17 protein-coding genes are annotated in these 20,263 nt (G+C 61.1%); all 17 read left to right on the forward strand.

The features are described 5' to 3' along the window. The first annotated feature begins 181 nt into the window (after window positions 1-181). The 17 genes from HMPREF2842_RS07425 (at window position 182) to rpsO (ending at window position 20,261) form a co-directional block, all read left to right on the forward strand. Window positions 182-1,537 carry a M50 family metallopeptidase gene (locus HMPREF2842_RS07425; protein ID WP_049356017.1) on the forward strand — a complete coding sequence of 452 codons (1,356 nt, stop codon included), beginning with the start codon at window positions 182-184 and terminating at the stop codon, window positions 1,535-1,537. A gap of 139 nt (window positions 1,538-1,676) precedes the next feature. Further along, a complete protein-coding gene (gene ispG / locus HMPREF2842_RS07430) occupies window positions 1,677-2,819 on the forward strand; it encodes a flavodoxin-dependent (E)-4-hydroxy-3-methylbut-2-enyl-diphosphate synthase (protein WP_044142245.1) in 1,143 nt (380 codons plus the stop codon). Window positions 2,820-3,013: 194 nt separating this feature from the next. Continuing rightward, window positions 3,014-4,255, forward strand: coding sequence for a GNAT family N-acetyltransferase (locus HMPREF2842_RS07435; RefSeq protein WP_246823235.1), 1,242 nt, complete (start codon window positions 3,014-3,016; stop codon window positions 4,253-4,255). Window positions 4,256-4,367: 112 nt separating this feature from the next. After that, window positions 4,368-6,212, forward strand: a complete 1,845-nt coding sequence (locus tag HMPREF2842_RS07440) for a proline--tRNA ligase (protein ID WP_070643857.1) — start codon at window positions 4,368-4,370, stop codon at window positions 6,210-6,212. Window positions 6,213-6,298: 86 nt separating this feature from the next. After that, entirely contained in the window at window positions 6,299-6,970 is a 672-nt protein-coding gene (rimP, locus tag HMPREF2842_RS07445; protein ID WP_049341694.1) for a ribosome maturation factor RimP, read from the forward strand. A gap of 109 nt (window positions 6,971-7,079) precedes the next feature. Continuing rightward, window positions 7,080-8,177 (forward strand): transcription termination factor NusA, encoded by a 1,098-nt coding sequence (gene nusA / locus HMPREF2842_RS07450; protein ID WP_049328007.1) that lies wholly within the window; start codon window positions 7,080-7,082, stop codon window positions 8,175-8,177. Window positions 8,178-8,428: 251 nt separating this feature from the next. Continuing rightward, on the forward strand, window positions 8,429-8,770 hold the full coding sequence (locus HMPREF2842_RS07455) for a YlxR family protein (RefSeq protein WP_049341695.1): 342 nt from the start codon (window positions 8,429-8,431) through the stop codon (window positions 8,768-8,770). A gap of 219 nt (window positions 8,771-8,989) precedes the next feature. Further along, window positions 8,990-11,887: a translation initiation factor IF-2 gene (gene infB / locus HMPREF2842_RS07460; protein ID WP_049341696.1), complete on the forward strand. Its 2,898-nt coding sequence runs from the start codon at window positions 8,990-8,992 to the stop codon at window positions 11,885-11,887. A gap of 174 nt (window positions 11,888-12,061) precedes the next feature. After that, window positions 12,062-12,502, forward strand: a complete 441-nt coding sequence (rbfA, locus tag HMPREF2842_RS07465; protein WP_005507090.1) for a 30S ribosome-binding factor RbfA — start codon at window positions 12,062-12,064, stop codon at window positions 12,500-12,502. After that, complete coding sequence (gene truB, locus HMPREF2842_RS07470) at window positions 12,503-13,600, forward strand: tRNA pseudouridine(55) synthase TruB (protein WP_049338489.1); 1,098 nt, start codon at window positions 12,503-12,505, stop codon at window positions 13,598-13,600. Between the two features lie 221 nt (window positions 13,601-13,821). Then, entirely contained in the window at window positions 13,822-14,559 is a 738-nt protein-coding gene (locus HMPREF2842_RS07475; protein WP_049338490.1) for a DUF4345 domain-containing protein, read from the forward strand. Window positions 14,560-14,821: 262 nt separating this feature from the next. Continuing rightward, window positions 14,822-15,838, forward strand: coding sequence for a bifunctional riboflavin kinase/FAD synthetase (locus HMPREF2842_RS07480; protein WP_049341697.1), 1,017 nt, complete (start codon window positions 14,822-14,824; stop codon window positions 15,836-15,838). Between the two features lie 261 nt (window positions 15,839-16,099). Beyond that, window positions 16,100-16,558, forward strand: a complete 459-nt coding sequence (locus tag HMPREF2842_RS07485; protein WP_005507094.1) for an S-ribosylhomocysteine lyase — start codon at window positions 16,100-16,102, stop codon at window positions 16,556-16,558. Beyond that, window positions 16,558-17,451, forward strand: coding sequence for a 5'-methylthioadenosine/S-adenosylhomocysteine nucleosidase (mtnN, locus tag HMPREF2842_RS07490; protein ID WP_070643862.1), 894 nt, complete (start codon window positions 16,558-16,560; stop codon window positions 17,449-17,451). Before HMPREF2842_RS07485 ends, mtnN begins: the two co-directional genes overlap by 1 nt. 247 nt (window positions 17,452-17,698) lie before the next feature. Beyond that, window positions 17,699-18,037: a hypothetical protein gene (locus HMPREF2842_RS07495; RefSeq protein WP_049344379.1), complete on the forward strand. Its 339-nt coding sequence runs from the start codon at window positions 17,699-17,701 to the stop codon at window positions 18,035-18,037. A gap of 252 nt (window positions 18,038-18,289) precedes the next feature. After that, window positions 18,290-19,690, forward strand: coding sequence for an amino acid permease (locus HMPREF2842_RS07500; protein WP_070643865.1), 1,401 nt, complete (start codon window positions 18,290-18,292; stop codon window positions 19,688-19,690). Between the two features lie 301 nt (window positions 19,691-19,991). Further along, complete coding sequence (rpsO, locus tag HMPREF2842_RS07505; protein ID WP_005507098.1) at window positions 19,992-20,261, forward strand: 30S ribosomal protein S15; 270 nt, start codon at window positions 19,992-19,994, stop codon at window positions 20,259-20,261. Window positions 20,262-20,263: the final 2 nt, after the last annotated feature.

The raw sequence follows: 20,263 nt of genomic DNA on the forward strand, positions 1-20,263 counted from the left end.
GTGCCCCTGTAGGAACGAGGACGAACACCACCCCTCCACATGCCCGCACCTCACCGGAGGAAGGGTATAGCGTACCCACCCACACCGTCCTGCATAGTCATATGAGGCGGGGGAGGGCGCCTTCACAGGCTAAGCGAGTATCCTAGAAGCTTCGTATCCCCGAACCGAAACGAGAAAAAGCGTGGAAATCCTGCTGTACGCTGTGGGCATTATCCTCATGGCAATCGCTATTGCCGTCTCGATTGCCCTGCACGAGGTGGGGCATCTGGTGCCCGCGAAGCTGTTCAATGTGCGCGTTCCGCAGTACATGATTGGCTTCGGTAAGACCGTGTTCTCTTTCCGCCGCGGCGAGACTGAGTACGGTTTCAAGGCGATCCCGTTGGGCGGCTACATTTCGATGATTGGCATGTACCCGCCGAGCCCTGCTGAGGTGAAGGAGCACCATGAGGAGGGCCATTCGGGCAGTACCAGCCCGTTTGCGTCCTTGGCTGAGGAAGCGCGTGCGGCGGATGCTGAGCGTCTGAAGCCCGGTGATGAGGACCGCCTGTTCTATAAGTTGCCGGTGCTCAAGCGCATGGTGATTATGCTGGGTGGCCCGACGATGAACCTGCTGATTGGTGTGGTGTGTACTGCTGTGCTGATTTGTGGTTTTGGTACGGCGCAGGTGACGAATAAGGTGTCAGCGGTGTCTGAGTGCGTGCCGAGCGTGAATGTCACTCATGATTCGATTAGCTATGGCGAGTGTACGGATAAGTCCACTCCGTCGCCTGCGAAGGCTGCTGGTGTGCGGGTGGGTGACCGTGTGGTTGCTGTGAATGGTGCGTCGACGGGTTCGTGGGAGGCGGTGTCTTCGGCGATTCGTGCGGCGGGTTCTCACCCGAGCACTTTGACGGTGGAGCGTGATGGTCAGCGTCTGGATTTGTTGGTGACTCCGGTTGAGATGATCCGCCCGGTTTCTGATGGTAAGGGCCAGTATGCGCGTGCTGCGGATGGTTCGATTGCGACGACTCGCGGCGGTTTTGTGGGTGTGTCGCCGTCGAGTGAGTTGGTGCCTGGTTCTATTACTGAGGTGCCTGCGATGGTGGGCGATACGCTCTCTCGTGTGGGTTCGTCGATGTTGTCGTTGCCGCAGCGTGTGTGGGAGTTGACGGTGACTTTGGTGACTGGTGGTGAGCGTAGTGTTGAGTCGCCGGTGTCTGTGGTTGGTGTGAGTCGTATTGCCGGTGAGGTGACGGCTACTGACCGTATTGATGTGAAGGCGAAGGCTGCGATGTTGGTCTCGCTGGTGGCGAATATGAATTTGATGCTTTTTGCGTTTAATCTGATTCCGCTTCTGCCTCTGGATGGTGGCCACGTGTTGGGTGCGCTCTGGGAGGGGGTGCGTCGTTTCTTTGCACGTTTGACTGGGCGTAAGGATCCGGGTCCGTTTGATCCGGTGAAGTTGTTGCCGTTGACGTATGTGGTGGCAGGCGCGTTTATTGTGATGTCTGTCATTCTGATTGTGGCGGATATTGTTAAGCCCATCACCCTGTTTTAGTGTGTTGTTGCGCGCGGTAAGGGTACCCGTATTAGTGCTTTCTTTCGCGTCAGTGGCACAATAAAAAGTTGAACGAAGGATGCGTCGTACGTCCTTCATAACCCATGTATGGAGGAAAACCTTGTCGGTCAGCCTTGGTATGCCGAAGCCCGCTCCCGCGGTTCTGTCCCCGCGTCGTAAGACTCGCCAGTTTAAGGTGGGTTCTGTCGGTGTTGGTTCTGAATCTCCGATTTCGGTGCAGTCGATGACGACCACTAAGACCCACGACATTGGTGCGACTCTGCAGCAGATTGCTGAGTTGACCGCTGCCGGTTGCGATATTGTGCGTGTGGCGTGCCCGACTGATAAGGATGCGGAGGCTCTGCCCATTATTGCGAAGCAGTCCCGTATTCCGGTGATTGCTGATATTCACTTCCAGCCGAAGTACGTGTATGCGGCTATTCAGGCTGGTTGCGGTGCTGTGCGTGTGAACCCGGGTAATATCCGTAAGTTCGATGACCAGGTGAAGGAAATCGCTCAGATGGCTTCGGACCACGGCGTTTCTCTGCGTATTGGTGTGAATGCTGGTTCGCTGGATAAGCGTCTGTTGGAGAAGTACGGTAAGGCTACTCCGGAGGCTCTGGTTGAGTCTGCTGTGTGGGAGGCGTCGCTCTTTGAGGAGCACGGTTTCCGCGATTTCAAGATTTCTGTGAAGCATAATGACCCTGTGGTGATGGTGGAGGCGTACCGTCAGCTGGCTGAGCGCGGTGACTGGCCCCTGCACTTGGGTGTGACTGAGGCTGGTCCGGCGTTCCAGGGCACTATTAAGAGCTCGGTGGCGTTCGGTACTCTGCTGTCTCAGGGTATTGGCGATACTATTCGCGTGTCGCTGTCTGCTCCTCCGGTTGAGGAGGTGAAGGTGGGCACCAAGATTCTGGAGTCGCTGAACCTTCGCCCCCGCAAGCTGGATATCGTGTCTTGCCCGTCGTGTGGTCGTGCGCAGGTGAACGTGTGGGAGCTTGCTGAGAACGTGACTAAGGGCCTGGAGCACATGAAGGTTCCGCTGCGTGTTGCCGTGATGGGTTGCGTGGTGAACGGTCCGGGTGAGGCTCGTGAGGCTGACCTGGGTGTTGCGTCCGGTAACGGTAAGGGCCAGATTTTTGTGAAGGGTGAGGTCATTAAGACTGTGCCTGAGGATCAGATCGTTGAGACTCTGATTGAAGAGGCGACCCGTATTGCTGCTGAGATGGAGGCTTCGGGCGAGTATGTTCCCGAGGGTTCCCCGGCTGTTTCGGTGAGCTAGTTAGCTTTTGTGCGCGGAGGCGCCCTGGTGAGGGCGCCTCCGCGCTTTTCCGGTTATGTCCGGTTATGGTGGTGGCGGGCTTAGTGCTTGCCGCTGCCGGTTGTGGCCGCCTGATTCGGCTACTTTTTCGGGGGTGCGTGTCCCCGTGTTTTCACTTATTTTTTTGTCGCTCATTCTCTATCACTCAACAGGTCATGTTCACTCTTTTTTCTCGCCGCCGTAAGGCTAATCGTGCCCGGCGTGCTGCTGTTTCGTCTGCTGCTGTTTCGTCGATGGATTCTTCCTCTATGCCTGATCGCGTGAAGGAACACGTTTTTGCTCTGGATGCTCGGTGGTGCGATGAGCTGGAGGAGGTCCTGTTTAGTGACCCGGTCCCGAATCTGTACTCCATTGAGCATTATTTGGCGTGCCCTCTTCCGGTGAGGTCCCCGCGTATTCCGCTGCACTACTATCAGGGTTTTGTCGGGTGTGAGCGTGACGGGCAGTTGTGCTGTGTGCTGTTGTTGGGTTCGAATGTGGTGCCGGTGCGGCTGTGTGGTGCCGCGGTCGAACATGATGTTGCCGAACATGTAGAAACCTCTGACGCCACCACCCTGGATGCTACGGCGCTCGCGCATCGTGACGCGCTGGCTCAGCTACTTCTGCAGGTGGGTTCTCGCCTGGATTCCATGTTCGGTGAGAGCGTCTTCGTGATGCCCCTGTGGACGCGCATGCAGGAGCTATGCGAGCAGACTCGCGGCGCTGCTAAGAGCCCGCTACTGCAGATGCTGCAGCCGAGCCTGGGTGACGGTTGCGATCACCGTGCGCGGGTTCTGTCGGAGCGTCCCAATCAGCCGCTGCTGTATCTGCCGCCGGAGAAGGACCTCGCCCGCTTCTACGAGGCGGAGCTTCCTGAGCTGCCGGCGCACCTGCCCGCGCCTCTCAAACCCGTGCCCATCAAACCCGAGCCCCTCAAGCCGGGGCAGAGCCCCGCCGGTGCTGTCCAACTCAGCGGTGAGCCTGCCGGGTATGCGCGCCTCGCCACCTCCGCGGACCTGGGGGAGCTTCTGCCCGCTGCAGCCGCCATGTTCACCGAGGAGGTCGGCTTCGACCCGGTTGCCCGCTACGGGGAGGGCTACGCGGCGCGCCTGCGCACGCTGATTGCCGGTCAGCGTTGCGCCATTGTCACCGATGTGAACGGTCGCGTTATCTTCAAGGCGGATGCGGGCATCGTGAACCTGGATGCCGCGCAGGTGCAGGGCGTGTGGCTGCACCCGGACTACCGCGGCTACGGGCTGGCTAAGCCGTTCTTTGCCGCCGCCGCGCAGATTCTGCAGCGCCGCTACCCGCATTTGAGCCTGTACGTGAACGACTACAACGCCCGCGCTCTTGCCATGTACCGGGGGACCGGTTGGGAGCAGATTGGGCAGTTCTCGACCATCATTTTTGAGCGCTAAACACGCCGAACCCTAAAACGCTATAAAATTAAAGACGACTGTGCCTTTTTCGTGGCTTACCCGGTGAGCCGTGGGCACCCTACCTAAACCTATCGACCTTTCAAGGAGAATCGTGGTACTTCGCCTTTCCAACCTCTTCGTGCGCACTCTGCGCGAGGACCCCGTAGACGCTGAGGTCGCCAGCCACAAGCTGCTGGTCCGCGCCGGTTACATCCGCCGCGCAGCCCCGGGCGTGTACACCTGGCTGCCCCTGGGCCTGAAGGTACTGCGCAAGGTCGAGAACATCATCCGCGAAGAGATGGACGCCATCGGCGCGCAGGAAGTTCACTTCCCCGCACTGCTGCCCCGCGAGCCCTACGAGGCAACCAACCGCTGGGACGAATACGGCGATAACCTCTTCCGCCTCAAGGACCGCAAGGGTGCCGACATGCTGCTGGCACCCACCCACGAGGAAATGTTCACCCTGCTGGTCAAGGACCTGTACTCCTCCTACAAGGACCTTCCGGTTTACCTGTACCAGATTCAGACCAAGTACCGCGATGAGGCGCGCCCCCGCGCGGGTCTGCTGCGCGGCCGCGAGTTCGTCATGAAGGACTCCTACTCCTTCAACATTGACGATGAGGGCCTGAACGAGGCGTACATGGCGCACCGCGCCGCATACCAGCGCATCTTCGAGCGCCTGGGCCTGGAGATTGTCATTGTGACCGCACAGTCCGGCGCAATGGGCGGCTCCCGCAGTGAAGAGTTCCTGCACCCGACCCCCATCGGTGAGGACACCTTCGTGCGTTCCGCGGGCGGCTACGCGGCAAACGTTGAGGCCGTGACCACCGTGGTTCCCGAGGAAATCGAAATCACCGAGGACACCCCGGCGGCAATCGTCGTGGACACCCCCGACTCCGCCACCATTGAGACCCTGGTGGAGCGCATGAACGAACTGCACTCCGAGGTGACCGGCGGCACCCTGGAAGCTTCGCAGACCCTCAAGTGCTTCCTCGGCACCGTCATCACCCCCTCCGGTGAGCGTAAGGTCTTCGCCGTGGGCGTTCCCGGTGACCGGGCCGTGGACCTGGGCCGCGTTGAGGTCAACATCGGCGCCCTGCTAGGCATCGGCGGCGAGGTTGAGGTTGAGGCAGCCAGCGAAGAGGACCTGAAGGCATACCCCCAGCTGGTCAAGGGCTACATTGGCCCCGGCCTGAGCCTGGATGCGCCCCTGTTCGGTGCGCACACCGAGGACGAGGATGCGGTAGCTTCCGCAACCGGCATTCCCTTCTTCGTTGACCCCCGCGTGGTGCGCGGTACCCGCTGGGTGACCGGCGCAAACGAAGAGGGCAAGCACGTGGCGAACCTGGTCTTCGGCCGCGACTTCACCGCCGACGGCGTCATTGAGGCGTGCGAGGTGCGCGAAGGCGACCCGGCACCGGACGGCTCCGGCGAACTGGTGGCAGCCCGCGGCATCGAGATGGGTCACATCTTCGCCCTGGGCCGCAAGTACGCTGAGGCACTGGGCCTGAAGGTCCTGGACCAGAACGGCAAGCTGCAGACCGTGACCATGGGCTCCTACGGCGTGGGCGTGACCCGCGCACTGGCCGCTATCGCCGAGGGCAACCACGACGAGAAGGGCCTGATCTGGCCGCGTAACCTGGCACCGGCAGACGTGCACATCGTCATCACCGGCAAGGATGCAGCATCCCACGAGTACGCTGAAGAGCTCAGCGCATCCCTGGAATCCGCTGGCCTGCAGGTCATGCTGGACGACCGCCCGAAGACCAGCCCCGGCGTGAAGTTCGGCGACGCCGAGCTGCTGGGCGTGCCCACCATCCTGGTGATTGGTCGCGGCTTCAAGGACGGCGTGCTGGAGCTGAAGGACCGCCGCAGCGGTGAGGCTCGCGAGGTGTCCGTCGAGAACGCGGTGGCTGAGGTCATCGCTGAGGTGCGCGCGCCTAAGGCACGCCACTAGCCCGCTAAGACGTAAAACCGTCGCCACCTGCCCTACCTCCCAGGAGGTGGGGCAGGGTAGCGGCGGAAGAATGAAAGAAGAGAACTATGGCATACAAGCCGAAGCGTTCTGGCTCTAAGAAGAGCGCCCCGAATGCGCGCGCTCGCCGTGCCGCATCCCGCGTGGCGAATGGTGTGAACACTCCCCGCACTCGCGTTGAGAGTGAGCCCGTGGTGGAGGCACCGGTGCGCGTGGGTACCCGCGCGATTCGTGAGGAAGAGGTTGCCGAGGCGATTGCCCCGGTCATCTCCGAGTTCTCGCTGGTGCTGGAGGGCCTGAAGATTTCGGGCCCGGCGGCGAACCGCACCGTGAAGATTACGGTGGACTACACCGCTGAGCGTACCGATTCGCTGTCGCTGGATTCCCTCGCGGAGATTTCCGGTGCGATTTCGAGCGCCCTGGACCGTGCGGATGAGAACGACGAGTTCTTCCCCTACGAGCTGGAGGTGTCCTCGCCGGGTGCTACCCGTGCCCTGACCGAGCGCCGCCACTGGGAACGTGCCCGTACCCGCCTGATTGCGGTCACCGCACCCGACGGCACCGAGTACCTGGCGCGTCTGCACGAGGTGCAGGATGAAGGTCCGGTGCTGGCTCGTAAGAAGAACACGAAGAAGGGCCAGAAGGAGTCGTACCACGAGCCGAGCTTGCTTCCGTGGGAAAATATTGCTTCTGCTCACGTCGAGATTGACTTCAATTCGCCCGCTGAGCCGGTAGAATAGAGTTATTAAAGCTTCAGGCACGGGGTGTTCCGTGTCAGGTATATACCGTTCGGGAGCCGGGGCGCATTGAGCGTCCCGGCGCCGTGCTAACTGGGAAAGGCTGAAAAGCGTGGAGGATATTAAAACTATTGACCTGGGCGCACTGCGCGCATTGGCGAAGCAGCGCTCTCTCGTCATGGAGGAGCTCTTCACCCTGGTTGAGAACGCCCTGCTGCTCGCGTACATGAAGCAGCCCGGCGCCATTAAGGGTTCTCGTGCCGTCATCGACCACACCACCGGCGAGTTCGTCATTCTGGCTCCTGAGCTTGATGAGGACAACCAGAAGATTGACGAGTTCGACGATACCCCGAACAACTTTGGCCGTATCGCTGCCGCAACCGTCCGTCAGGTGCTTTCGCAGCGTCTGCGTGACGCTGAGGACGCATCCGTTCTGGGTGAGTTCAAGGACCGTGAGGGCACCCTGGTGTCCGGCGTGATTCAGCAGGGCAACAACCCGCGTATGGTTCAGGTTGACCTGGGCACCGTTGAAGCTGTTCTGCCCAGCAATGAGCAGGTTCCGGGCGAGAAGTACCCGCACGGCTCCCGCCTGCGCGCCTACCTGGTTGAGGCTCGCCGCGGCCCCAAGGGCCCCTCGATTGTGGTTTCTCGTTCGCACCCGAACCTGGTTCTGCGCCTGTTCGAGCACGAGGTTCCCGAAATCTCTGAGGGCCTGGTTTCCATTAACTCCATCGCACGTGAAGCTGGTCACCGCTCCAAGATTGCTGTGTCCGCGAAGAACCCGACCATTAACGCTAAGGGTGCGTGCATCGGCGATATGGGTGCCCGCGTGCGTGCGGTTGCTGCCGAGCTGAACGACGAGAAGATTGACATTGTCGACTACTCGACCGATCCGGCAACCTTCATCGCTGCGGCACTGTCCCCGGCGAAGGTCACCGAGGTCATTATCGCGAACCCGCGTGAGTATTCCGCTCGTGCCGTGGTTCCGGATGACCAGCTGTCCCTGGCTATCGGCCGTGAGGGTCAGAATGCGCGTCTGGCAGCGAAGCTGACCGGCTGGCGTATCGATATTCTCTCCGAGTCAAAGTACGCTCAGGTTCGTGCCGAGGAAGAGGTTGCAGCTCGCGTGGCTCGTAGCCTGGCTGAAGAAGCTTCCGCTGAGAAGGCAATTGAAGAAGCAGCAGAAGAGTCCGCACAGGACGCTGAATAAGCATTAGCCCCGGTGAGGGGCGTATCCCGCGGCATATCCTTTTGATGCAGGCGCAAGAGATCGGGCAGCAACGTGCCCGGTGTTCTTGCGCCTGCGTCACAGTTTTGCCCATGATTCTTAAAAACGGGATACACTATTAAGATGTGCCGGTGCGTAACCGGGCGCTTTATCGTGCCCTCACGCGCACCGGATAGAGCATCACGAATGTACTGCGAACGCGGTTCTACACACGCTAGAGAGGGGAGAGGACCATGAGCAATCACGACCTCACCGCAACCTCCGAAGCGTTTGAAGGACCGGTCCGCACCTGCATCGGATGCCGTGCCCGCGATGAACAGCGCAACCTGCTGCGCATCGCCCGCACACCCGTCACGTCTGCTACCGAGCAGGCGGACACCCCGCCCTATCAGCCCGATACGGCGGGAACTATGCCCGGACGAGGCGCTTGGATCCATCCGAGCGAAAAGTGCGTAGCCGCTCTGCAGAAAAAGAACGGTCTGGCGCGCGCCTTCAAAAAAGCGGTCCCTGCAGCCCAGCTGCAGGCGTGCTGTGAGCAGATTCGAGCCGTTATTGCGGACTCGACCCCCTCATAGACGCTTTTCGGGTATATGTCCTCTGTAAGTCAACGAGTTTGACGACTTCTTATCTGAAAGCGAGTCAGAAAACTGATGGATATCTAATGAGTGCCGCGAAATGAGTACCCTTTCGTGCTCACCCACCGGCAATTTCACGAATTGGCGCGCCTTCGGGCGTGCACCCCGTAAACATTAGTGTCCGCACCATTCCCGGTGCGGACCGGGAATGGAGAAAATTTGGCTCAGCCTCGAGTACACGAGTTTGCTAAAGAAGTAGGCGTACCTTCCAAGGAAGTTATTGCCAAGCTTAAGGATATGGGCGAGTTCGTTAAGAGCTCCTCTTCCACCCTGAACCCCATGGTTCTGAAGAAGCTGCGCGCGGAATTCCCCGCCGCAGCCGCTAAGCCTGCCGCAAAGGCAGCACCCGCAAAGGCCGCACCCGCAGAGTCGGCAGCTAAGCCGGCTCCCAAGCCTGCAGCGGCTAAGCCTGCAGCTAAGCCGGCACCCAAGCCCGCAGCGGCAAAGCCTGCAGCTAAGCCGGCACCCAAGCCCGCAGCGGCAAAGCCTGCAGCTAAGCCGGCACCCAGGCCCGCAGCTGAGAGCGCAGCTCCCAAGCCTGCAGCAGCTAAGCCCGCCGCAAAGCCGGCAGCAGCACCCAAGCCCGGCGGCCCCCGCCCGGGTAACAACCCCTTCGCATCCCAGCAGGGCATGGCACGCCCCGAGGCAGCACCGAAGCCGGCAGCACCCAAGCCTGCCGCTCCGAAGCCCGGCCCCAAGCCCGGTCCTCGCCCCGGTAACAACCCCTTCGCATCCCAGCAGGGTATGAAGCGTGGCGGCGGCGACTCGCAGCGTTCCGGCGGTCCCCGTCCGGCACGTAACGGTCGTCCCGGTGGCAACGGCGGCAACGGTGGCGCACGCCCCGGCGGTAACGGCGGTCCCCGCCCCGCAGGTGGCGCACGTCCCGGTGGTAACGGTGGCCCCCGTCCGGCAGCTGGTGCACGTCCCGGTGCATCCCGTCCGGCTGGTGGCGGCGGTGCACGCCCGAACCCCTCGATGATGCCCAAGGTATCCAACGTTGGTGGCGGCGCGTCCGGTTCCAACAACGGCGGCGGTAACGGTGGCGGCGGCGCACGTCGCGGCGGCGGTTCCGGCGGCGGCTTCAACCGCGGTCCGGGTCGTCCCGGCCCCGGCGGTCGCGGCAACGCACAGGGTGCATTCGGTCGCGGCGGTTCCAAGCGTAAGGGCCGCAAGTCCAAGGCAGCTCGCCGCCATGAGCAGGAGCAGCTGAACGCACCGGCACCCGGTGGCGTGGTTGTTCCTCGCGGCGACGGCTCGACCGAGATTCGTCTGCGCCGTGGCGCGTCCATCATGGACTTCGCTGAGAAGATTGGCGCAAACCCGGCATCGCTGATTACGGTTCTCTTCCACCTGGGTGAGATGGCTACCCAGACTCAGTCCCTGGACGAGGAGACCTTCGAGCTGCTGGGTGCCGAACTGGGTTACTCGATCAAGATTGTTTCCCCGGAGGATGAGGAGCGCGAGCTGCTCGAATCCTTCGACATCGACCTCGAAGCCGAAGCAGAAGCTGAGGGCGAGGACGTTCTGGAGGTTCGTCCCCCGGTCGTTACCGTCATGGGTCACGTTGACCACGGTAAGACCCGCCTGCTGGACGCTATCCGTAACACCAACGTCATTGATGGTGAGGCCGGCGGCATTACCCAGCACATTGGTGCATACCAGGTCCACACCACCGTTGAGGGTGAAGACCGCGCGATTACCTTCATCGATACCCCCGGTCACGAGGCGTTCACCGCTATGCGTGCCCGTGGTGCGAAGGTCACCGACGTGGCAATCCTCGTGGTCGCAGCGGATGACGGCGTTATGCCCCAGACCGTTGAGGCACTGAACCACGCACAGGCAGCTAACGTGCCGATTGTGGTTGCTGTGAACAAGATCGATAAGGAAGGCGCGTCCCCGGACAAGATCCGTGGCCAGCTCACCGAGTACGGTCTGATCCCCGAAGAGTACGGTGGCGACACCATGTTCGTGGACGTCTCCGCTCGCAACGGCACCAACATCGACGAGCTGCTTGAGGCTGTCACCCTGACCGCTGACGTGCTCGAACTGACCGCTAACCCGAACAAGGAAGCACGCGGCGTTGCTATTGAAGCAAACCTGGACAAGGGCCGCGGTGCGGTTTCCACCGTCCTGGTTCAGTCCGGTACCCTGCGCGTCGGTGACGCTATCGTTGCCGGTGTTGCTCACGGTCGCGTTCGTGCAATGTTCGATGAGAACGGTCAGGCTGTGAAGGAAGCTGGCCCGTCCCGCCCCGTTCAGGTGCTGGGTCTGTCCACCGTTCCTCGTGCAGGCGACACCTTCCTCTCCACCGAGGAAGAGCGTACCGCTCGTCAGATCGCTGAGAAGCGTGAGGCTGCTGATCGTAACGCTCAGCTGGCTAAGCGTCGTAAGCGCGTGACCCTCGAGTCCTTCGATGCCGCTGTGGCTGAGGGCAAGATGGACACCCTGAACCTGATCATTAAGGGTGACGTCTCCGGTGCTGTCGAAGCGCTGGAAGAGTCCCTGATGAAGATCGACGTCGGTGGCGACGAGGTTCAGCTGCGCGTCATCCACCGCGGTGTGGGTGCTATTACCCAGAACGACGTGAACCTGGCTACCGTGGACAACGCGGTCATCATCGGCTTCAACGTCCGCCCGGCAGAGCGCGTTGCAGAACTTGCCGACCGCGAAGGTGTCGAGATGAAGTTCTACTCGGTCATCTACCGTGCGATTGAGGAAATTGAGCAGGCCGTCAAGGGTATGCTCAAGCCCGAGTACGAGGAAGTGGAGCTCGGCTCCGCAGAGATCCGCGAGGTCTTCCGCTCCTCCAAGTGGGGCAACATCGCAGGTTCGATCGTCAAGAACGGCATCATCAAGCGCAACGCCAAGGCACGCCTGGTGCGCGACGGTTCCGTGGTGGCAGACAACCTCACCATCGAGTCGCTGCGTCGTTTCAAGGACGACGCTACCGAGGTTCGCGAAGGTTTCGAGTGTGGTATTGGCCTCGGCTCCTTCAACGACATCAAGGAAGGCGACATTATCGAGACTTGGGAGATGCGCGAAAAGCCGCGTGTCTAAGACTCACACGCTGATGCGCCCGTCACCCGCTAGTGTTCCCGCACCCGCAGGCTTCTAAAACTTAGAGCCTGCGGGGCGGATGCTGGCGGGGCGGGCGCTTCCGCATTACCTGGAACGCCTCCGTAACACCCCGAGTGTTCGCGGAAGGCGCCACGATATTTCAAGGAGAAACACATGGCTGATGCAGCCCGCGCGGCACGACTTGCCGACCGCATCAAGGTAATTGTGGCGAAGGCGCTGGAGCGTCGTGTTAAGGATCCCCGCCTCGGTTTTGTGACCATTACCGATGCCCGCGTGACCAACGACCTGCAGCACGCAACCCTGTACTACACCGTGTTCGGCTCCGAAGAGGACGCCGCAAACACCAAGAAGGCGCTGGAATCCGCTAAGGGTATTCTGCGCGCCGAGGTGGGTAAGAACATCACAGCCCGCCTGACCCCCACCCTGACTTTCGTCGCTGATGAGGTTCCCGAGAACGCCTTCCACATTGAGGCGCTTCTGCGTGAGACTCGCGAGCGCGACGCCGCCCTGGCTGCTGCAGCTGAGGGTGCCGAGTACGCTGGTGAGGCTGACCCCTACAAGAAGGATGAGCCTGCCGAGGGTGAGGACGCCTAAGTGGCGAAGAAGCAACCTCAGGGCCCGTCCGGCCTGATGGTCATTGATAAGCCCGCCGGGATGAGTAGCCACGACGCAGTCTCTCAGATGCGTCGTATTGCTGGCACCCGGCGGGTCGGTCACGCCGGTACACTGGATCCCGCCGCGACCGGCGTGCTGATTTTGGGCATCAATAAGGCAACGAAGCTGCTGACCTACCTGGTCGGTCAGGATAAAACCTATGACGCGACGATTCGCCTGGGCATTGAGACGCTGACTGAGGATGCCGAGGGTGAGCACACCGCCGCGCATCCTGATGCCGTCGAGGCGCTGACCGGTCTGGACGCTGAGCAGATGCGTGCGCGCATCCTGGAGGCTGTGGCGCAGCTGAGCGGCGATATTCTGCAGGTTCCTTCTGCGGTGTCCGCTATTAAGATCAACGGTGTTCGTTCGTATGCGCGTGTGCGTAGCGGTGAGCAGGTTGAGTTGGCGGCGCGTCCGGTGACGATTAGCGAGTTCACGGTACATTCCATCAACCCTGGTTTTGCCGAGTACGTGATTGAGGACCCCGAGAATGAGGGCGAACACGCGGCAACCTCGGTTCCCGTGATTGACTGCAAGGTGACGGTTTCGTGCTCTTCGGGCACCTATATTCGTGCCCTGGCGCGTGATTTGGGCAAGATTCTGGGCACCGGTGGCCACCTGACGGCTCTTCGCCGTACCCGTGTGGGCGCGGTGGTGCTTGAGGATGCCGCCGATTTGGCGCAGTTGAAGCAGCGCCGTGAAGAGTCGGAGGCACCGCTGGAAGATTTGCCGCTGCTTCCCCTGGAGGAGGCGGCACGCCGCATCTTTGGTGCGCGTGAGCTCTCTGCCGCGGAGGCGAGCGACATTTCTTACGGTCGTCGTATTAGCCCCAGCGGTGACGGTTCCGTGGTGAAGCGTTCCGTGCACGCGAGCGCGGATGAGTCCGGCGCGGTGCAGCATGCCAGCGTTGAGGGTATTGTGGCGGGCTTCGCCCCGGACGGTACCCTGGTTGCCCTTCTGGAGAATAAGAAGCAGCGCGGGAAGGTGCAGGCCGCTCCGGTGCTGGTTTTTGAGGCGAATCGTTCCTTCAACTAGGCGTTGAGGGCTTATGATGGGCGAAGAGGGTTCGGCGTTTGCGCCTGCCCACACCTGATTCCTTCAAGCCTGATTCCTCAAGCCTGATTGATCCAGTGCCTATTGAATATGCGCCCTACCGAATGTGCGCCCCCTATTCATTCAACACGCTAACGTAAACAACCCCTGAACACACATGACTACTCGTGCGGGTGCCGCCCGGCCCTGCTGAAGGAGAGAAGATGAGCGAGAACCAGAGCTCTGCTAAGAAGGCGAGTGAGCCTCGTACCGCGCCGGTACCCCGAGTGGAGTCTGCACAGGCTGAAGCTACCGTAACCGGGGCTGCTACTCAGAGCGGTGCCGCGAAGGCTGCCGGTGCTAAGAACGCTGAGCCTATTTCTGCGGCGAAGGCACCCGAGGGTGTTCGCGTAGCCGCACCGGCGTCCGGCGATAAGGCGTCGCAGAAGGCCGATAAGAAGGCTGAGAAGAAGGCAACCCGCGAGGCGTTTGCCCGCCCCAAGAGCCTTGAGGAGGCGGCTAAGCCTCAGAACCGTGCGGCGTTCCGCGCGGCGGTGGCGCTGTACGGTCTGTTCATGATTGCGTACGGTGTGTGGCAGGTTCTGGGCGGTGTCCGCGTCATTCCGGATGCGCCTCAGGACTTTGCGAACGCCTCGGTGCAGTCGAACTACGTGTTCTTCGCGGCAGCCTATGTGGGTGTGGGCCTGTCCTTCGTGTTCATTGCCCTGAAGTTCAAGTGGGTGAACATGCTCGTGTTCTCCTGCCTGGTGGTTTTCTTGGGCGGCGTGGGTCGTATCCTGTCGTGGGCGTTCTTCGGCACCCCGCACTGGTCGCTGATCGTGCTGATGGTGACTGAGCTTGTGATTCCTCCGTGCCTGCTGGTGTGGTACGGCTGGATTAACAAGTCCAATAAGATTCGCGAGGAGATGCTGAAGGCTTCTCGTAACCAGGCTCGTAAGTAGTCGTAACGCCCGGGAAGGTTCCTGCCGCACGGTGGGGTGCCTGCCCGGGCTTTCTTATGGGTGGGTGCTGCGCATGGATTTTCCAGGTGCTGAGGCTGCACAGTTGCGTGTTAGATACCCCGCCGCATCCGCAAAAGTGGGGGAGAAGGCACCGCCTGCGAGGGGCGCCGTTCCATTCCCTGTTGATTCCCGTTTTGAATTCTGCATCCTGCCGCCTGTGGTCTAGGATGGATAGGTACATTTATCTTTTTCAGGAGAGCCCGTGACCCTCTACACCGCTTTGAGCGAGGTCCCCGCCGGCTACGGCCCCTCGGTCGTGACCATCGGCAATTTTGACGGCGTGCACCGTGGACATGCCCGCGTGATTTCGCGCGTGGTCTCCCTTGCTGAAGAGCACGGTTTGAGCTCTATCGCGGTCTCTTTTGACCCGCACCCGATGCAGGTGCACCGTCCCGAGGCGGCCCACCACGACATTATGGGTCAGGGCTCGCGCCGCTACTTCATGTGCCTGCTGGGTCTGAACGACTACCTGCTACTGAACTACAACCTGGAGTTCGCTGCGCAGACCCCCGAGGAGTTCGTGAAGTCCACCTTTGTGGATGCGCTGAACGCGCGTTTCGTGGTCATTGGTGACGACGTGCGCTTTGGTAAGAACAATTCCGGCGACCTGAACACTATGCGTGAGCTGGGGGAGAAGTACGGCTTTGAGGTCGTGGTCGTTGAGGATCTGATGGTGGATGAGAACACCCGCTGCTCCTCGACCCGCATCCGCCAGCTGCTGCTGGAGGGTGATATGCCCGCCGCAACCGAGCTGCTGGGCCGCCACCACATGATGGCTGGTGAGGTCGTGCACGGTCTGGCGCGCGGCCGCGAGTTGGGCTTCCCGACCGCGAACCTTGAGCTTGAGGCGCGCGGCCTGATTCCCGCCGACGGTGTGTACGCCGGCTGGCTGGTGGACGAATCCGGTAACCGTCACCCCTCCGCTATTTCGGTGGGTACGAACCCGACCTTTGACGGTATTGAGCACCGCCAGGTTGAGGCGCACGTGATTGACCGTCCGAAAGAGCGCGTGGAGGATTTCAACCTGTACGGTCAGCGTGTGCTGATTGAGTTCGTGAAGCGTCTGCGTCCCATGGTGGCGTACACCGGTGTTGAGGCGCTGATTGAGCAGATTAACGATGACGTGGCGCAGACCCGCGAGGTGCTGGCTGAGGACGCGAAGAACTACTGCCCGCCGGAGTGCCCGGTGCAGGCGGAAGTGAAGCATCCCCAGCTCTAACCCCACCACGGGTAACCCAGCCACAGGGCGCCGCAGCCTGCATTTTCTGCGGTGATGACGTGTGATGCCCCGGCGGTAAGATTTTCGGATCTGCCGCCGGGGCTTTTGCGTACCCGACCGGACGGGCAAAAGCGGGCACCTTCTTCGCGCCTGACCGCCTGCGCCTCCGAAGAAACAACCCGCGCCGCACGCCTTGATGTCCTGCGCCTCCCGTGAGGCACCCCTGTTTTAGTCGTCCTCGTTTTAAGAGAAGATAGAGTCATGGAAAAAATGAACGTCGAATCCTTCAACCTCGACCACCGCGCCGTAGCAGCACCCTACGTGCGTATCGCAGACCGCAAGGTCCTGCCCGGTGGCGACACCCTCATCAAGTACGATATCCGCTTCACCCAGCCGAACACCGCGCACCTGGAAATGCCGACCGTGCACTCCATCGAGCACCTGAGCGCCGAGCACATGCGCAACCACACCGACCGTCTGATTGACTTCTCCCCGATGGGCTGCCAGACCGGTTTCTACGCGCTGACCCTGGGCCTGGAGCCCGAGGAGTTCTTCCCCATCCTGGAAGCAACCCTCAACGATATCCTCAACGCGACCGAGGTTCCGGCAGCGAACGAGGTGCAGTGCGGTTGGGGCGCCAACCACACCCTCGAAGGTGCGCAGGCTGCGGCTCGCGAGTTCCTCGCGGCACGCGATGAGTGGGCGCAGGTGATGGCATAATGAGCGCACAGATTCCTGACGCTTTCGCATCCGCCTTCAACCCGGTGGACTTTGACCCGAACGCTTTCGACCCGGCTGAGGCGTTCAACAGCATGTTTGAGCTGATGGACGGTATGTCCAACGCCATCATCATTCAGGTGGCTATGGATGAGGAGCTTGCACCCTTCCTGAAGGTGACCGAGGAGCTGCAGCCGTCCTTCACCGAGGGTGCCGCAGTATTCCACCCGCGTTACCTGCAGGTGGGCGAGGACCAGGTTCCGCTGCTGCTGGTTCGCTCCAAGATTGGTCTGGTGAACGCGGCGAGCGCCGTCACCGAGGCGATCAGCTACTCCTCGAACTGCCTGGGCGTCATTAGCGCAGGCACCGCCGGCGGTTTGGCTCGCGGCATTAACGTGGGCGACGTGCTGATTGGCGAGAACTACACCTACACTGACGCCGACGCGACCGCGTTCGGTTACGCACGCGGTCAGGTTCCGGGCATGCCCGAAAGCTACGACGGCCAGGCGGACGAGTGGCAGGACGCTCTGGAGCATGCGCTCGCCGCACTGGAGCCGGTGCGTGAGCAGGCTGAGAGCGTGTGGGAGGTGCGCCGCGGCCAGATGCTGGCGGGTAACTCCTTCGTAACCGCCCACAACGTAAAGGACACCCGCGAGGCGTTCGAGGGCGCCATCAGCACCGACATGGAGACCACCGCGATTGCACAGGTCTGCCACAACTACGAGATTCCGTTTATCGGGGTGCGTTGCGTGTCTGATTTGTGCGGCCCGGAGGCCGATCAGGACTTCCACCTCTCCGTGGATGTTGTGGCCCCCCGCTCGGCGCGTTACGCTCTGCAGCTGGCCGCAGAGCTGTGGACCGAGGCCGAGCTGGAGGCGCTGGAGCTGGCTCTCTAAAGCTCTAGAACTAAAGCTCTAGAGCATGCGGCACGATATGAGCTCGCATGCGGCAAGTGCCGGGGCGTGAACCTGACGGGTTTGCGTCCCGGTTCTTTTGTGCCGGTATTTTTGTACCGGTTCTTTTGTACTGGTTTTCGTACCCCAGTCTTTTTATGATCAGGCACTTTGATGTACCCGGTCCGTAAGAAACGCAGAAATATTAACCGTGGTGAATATACATTCTGTGTGTCGTGGAGTACTATGAATGAGGAAACTGTCCGATCTCACAGAGGAGTACGTCGTGAAGTTCTGCCCGACTCTCGCCTCCGTCACCGGTCTGCTCGGTGGCTACAAGGTTGCATCTAGCACCGGCATCCGCCCGCTCGGTGGCGCTATCCTGGCACTGTGCGGTGCCGTGGCTTACAAGAATTGGAAGCGTAAGGCTGGCGCAGGCCGTGCCACCTTCCTCACCGCTGTCTACCTCGGCGCGTTCGGCGCCGCTCATCCGCTCGCCAAGAAGCTTGGCGCGTGGCCTGCAGTCTACACCGTGACTGCTGCAACCGCTCTGTGCTCTATCGTCATTGGACGTAAGCGACAGAAGTAGTCTTTGACGAAAAGACGGCGGAAAGGCAACGTTGCCTTCCCGCCGTCTTTTGCGTTCCCTCCCACCGTACCGGTTGGGTGGGGATGCGATGGGGCGACGCGCGAAGGCAACACTTTCTGCGCAACGCCCCATCACTCGATGGGGAGTGAATCAACCGGTACCGCTCTCAGTCACCTGCTGAGCTGCGGCACCGCTCGATAAGTTTCCCCGCCACCGGCGGGTACACCCCACGAGGTAAAGGAAAAGAAGAAGATGAATACCACTCCGGACTCATCCCCGGTACAGCAGGGAGCAGTAGCTTCCGAGAGCCCGCAGCTAGCGCGTGGACTCTCCCTGCGTCACATTATGTTCATCGCCCTCGGCTCCGCCATCGGCACCGGCCTGTTCTACGGTTCGGCATCCGCCATTCAGCTGGCGGGCCCCTCCGTGCTGCTTGCCTACGTTATTGGCGGCGCGGCAGTGTTCATGGTGATGCGCGCAATGGGCGAACTCGCCCTGGCGCACCCGGTCTCCGGAGCGTTCTCCGAATACGCGACCCGCTACCTCGGACGCTGGGCGGGTTTTGTGACCGGCTGGACCTACGCCCTGGAAATGGCGCTGGTCGCCATCGCGGACGTGACCGCTTTCGCGGTGTACATGAAGTTCTGGTTCCCGAACAGCCCCTCCTGGATTTGGATTGTCTCGGTTCTGCTGATTCTGCTCGCCATTAACCTGGCGAAGGTCAAGGCGTTCGGCGAAACCGAATTCTGGTTCACCCTCGTGAAGGTCAGCGCCATTATCGCCATGATCGTTGGCGGCGTGGTTCTGCTCTTCGTGGGTGTGCAGGCGCACGACTCCGTGGCGCCCTCCGTCACGAACCTCTGGGCTCTTGAAGGCGGCTTCTTCGCGAACGGATTTACCGGCTTCCTCGCTTGCTTTACCGTGGTGATGTTTGCCTTCGGTGGTATTGAGAACATCGGTATTGCCGCCGGTGAGGCGAAGGACCCGCGCACCTCGATCCCCAAGGCGATTCGCACGGTGCCGTTCCGCATCCTCATCTTCTACATTCTGACCCTGTCGGTCATCATGTCCCTGTACCCCTGGTACTCGGTGACGAAGGCGAACTCGCCGTTCGTGCAGATTTTTGAAGGTCTGGGCATTCCGGCTGCCGCTTCGATTCTGAACGTGGTCATCATTACCGCCGCAATCTCTGCGCTGAATGCGGACGTGTACGGTGCCGGCCGCATGATGTACGGCCTGGCGAAGCAGAACCTCGCCCCCGCATCCTTTGCGAAGGTCACGAAGAACGGTGCGCCCTGGATGACCACCCTCATTATGGTGCTGGTTATGGCGGTTGGCGTGATTGTGAACGTGCTCTTCGAGAACGCGTTTGAGGTGGTCGCCTCCCTGGCAACCTTCGCGACCGTATTCGTGTGGGTCATGATTCTGCTGGCGCACATCGCGTTCAAGCGCAGCGGCGCCGATACCGAAGCGCAGCCGGTACGCCAGCCCCTGTGGCTGAGCTACCTGGCGTTGGCGTTCATGATCTTTATCGTGGTGCTCTTCGGTTGCTTCGCCGATACCCAGCTGGCGCTGGTGATGGGCGCAATCTGGTGCCTGTTCCTGCTGGGCTACTACCGCCTCGTGGTGGTCCGCGCTCGCGCTGAAGCGTAGAGAACAGAAGCACAGAGAGCAGAAGCATCAACGCTGAATTCTTAACGTAAAGCCCGGTGCGAGAGCCCTGTGTGATAACCCGGTGTGAGAACCCGGCTGTGAAGCCCGGCGACCGGTAGTGTGATGAGCTACCTGTTGCCGGGCTTCTGCGCACCCTTCCACGAAAGCGCCTCGGTAGCGTAGAATGGGAAGAACGCGTCTGCAGTCCGCAGCAGACGACGTGTATTACAGGGCGTAAGCCCACCACCCGGCGGCAACCGTCCGTACGGGACGTATGCGGTACTAACTCTAGGAGTTAAAAGTGGCACTGGATCCCGCTGTCAAGCAGGCAATCATCAAGGAATACGCAACCCACGAGGGCGACACCGGTTCGCCCGAGGTTCAGATTGCAGTTCTGTCTCGTCGTATCGCCGACCTGACCGAGCACCTGAAGTTCCACAAGCACGATCACCACTCCCGTCGTGGCCTGATGATCCTCGTTGGTCGTCGCCGCAACATGCTCGGCTACCTGAAGAGCGTCGACATCGAGCGTTACCGTTCGCTGATCGAGCGCCTGGGTCTGCGCCGATAAAA

Source organism: Rothia sp. HMSC069C10 (assembly GCF_001812205.1).
GTDB lineage: Bacteria > Actinomycetota > Actinomycetes > Actinomycetales > Micrococcaceae > Rothia > Rothia mucilaginosa.

What these genes read in the sequence shown, in the direction of transcription:
- ispG (WP_044142245.1), top strand. Translation starts at nt 1,677, where the DNA reads ATGCCGAAGCCCGCTCCCGCGGTTCTGTCCCCGCGTCGTAAGACTCGC.
- HMPREF2842_RS07435 (WP_246823235.1), top strand. Translation starts at nt 3,014, where the DNA reads ATGTTCACTCTTTTTTCTCGCCGCCGTAAGGCTAATCGTGCCCGGCGT.
- rimP (WP_049341694.1), top strand. Translation starts at nt 6,299, where the DNA reads ATGGCATACAAGCCGAAGCGTTCTGGCTCTAAGAAGAGCGCCCCGAAT.
- HMPREF2842_RS07455 (WP_049341695.1), top strand. Translation starts at nt 8,429, where the DNA reads ATGAGCAATCACGACCTCACCGCAACCTCCGAAGCGTTTGAAGGACCG.
- rbfA (WP_005507090.1), top strand. Translation starts at nt 12,062, where the DNA reads ATGGCTGATGCAGCCCGCGCGGCACGACTTGCCGACCGCATCAAGGTA.
- HMPREF2842_RS07475 (WP_049338490.1), top strand. Translation starts at nt 13,822, where the DNA reads ATGAGCGAGAACCAGAGCTCTGCTAAGAAGGCGAGTGAGCCTCGTACC.
- HMPREF2842_RS07485 (WP_005507094.1), top strand. Translation starts at nt 16,100, where the DNA reads ATGGAAAAAATGAACGTCGAATCCTTCAACCTCGACCACCGCGCCGTA.
- mtnN (WP_070643862.1), top strand. Translation starts at nt 16,558, where the DNA reads ATGAGCGCACAGATTCCTGACGCTTTCGCATCCGCCTTCAACCCGGTG.
- HMPREF2842_RS07495 (WP_049344379.1), top strand. Translation starts at nt 17,699, where the DNA reads ATGAGGAAACTGTCCGATCTCACAGAGGAGTACGTCGTGAAGTTCTGC.
- HMPREF2842_RS07500 (WP_070643865.1), top strand. Translation starts at nt 18,290, where the DNA reads ATGAATACCACTCCGGACTCATCCCCGGTACAGCAGGGAGCAGTAGCT.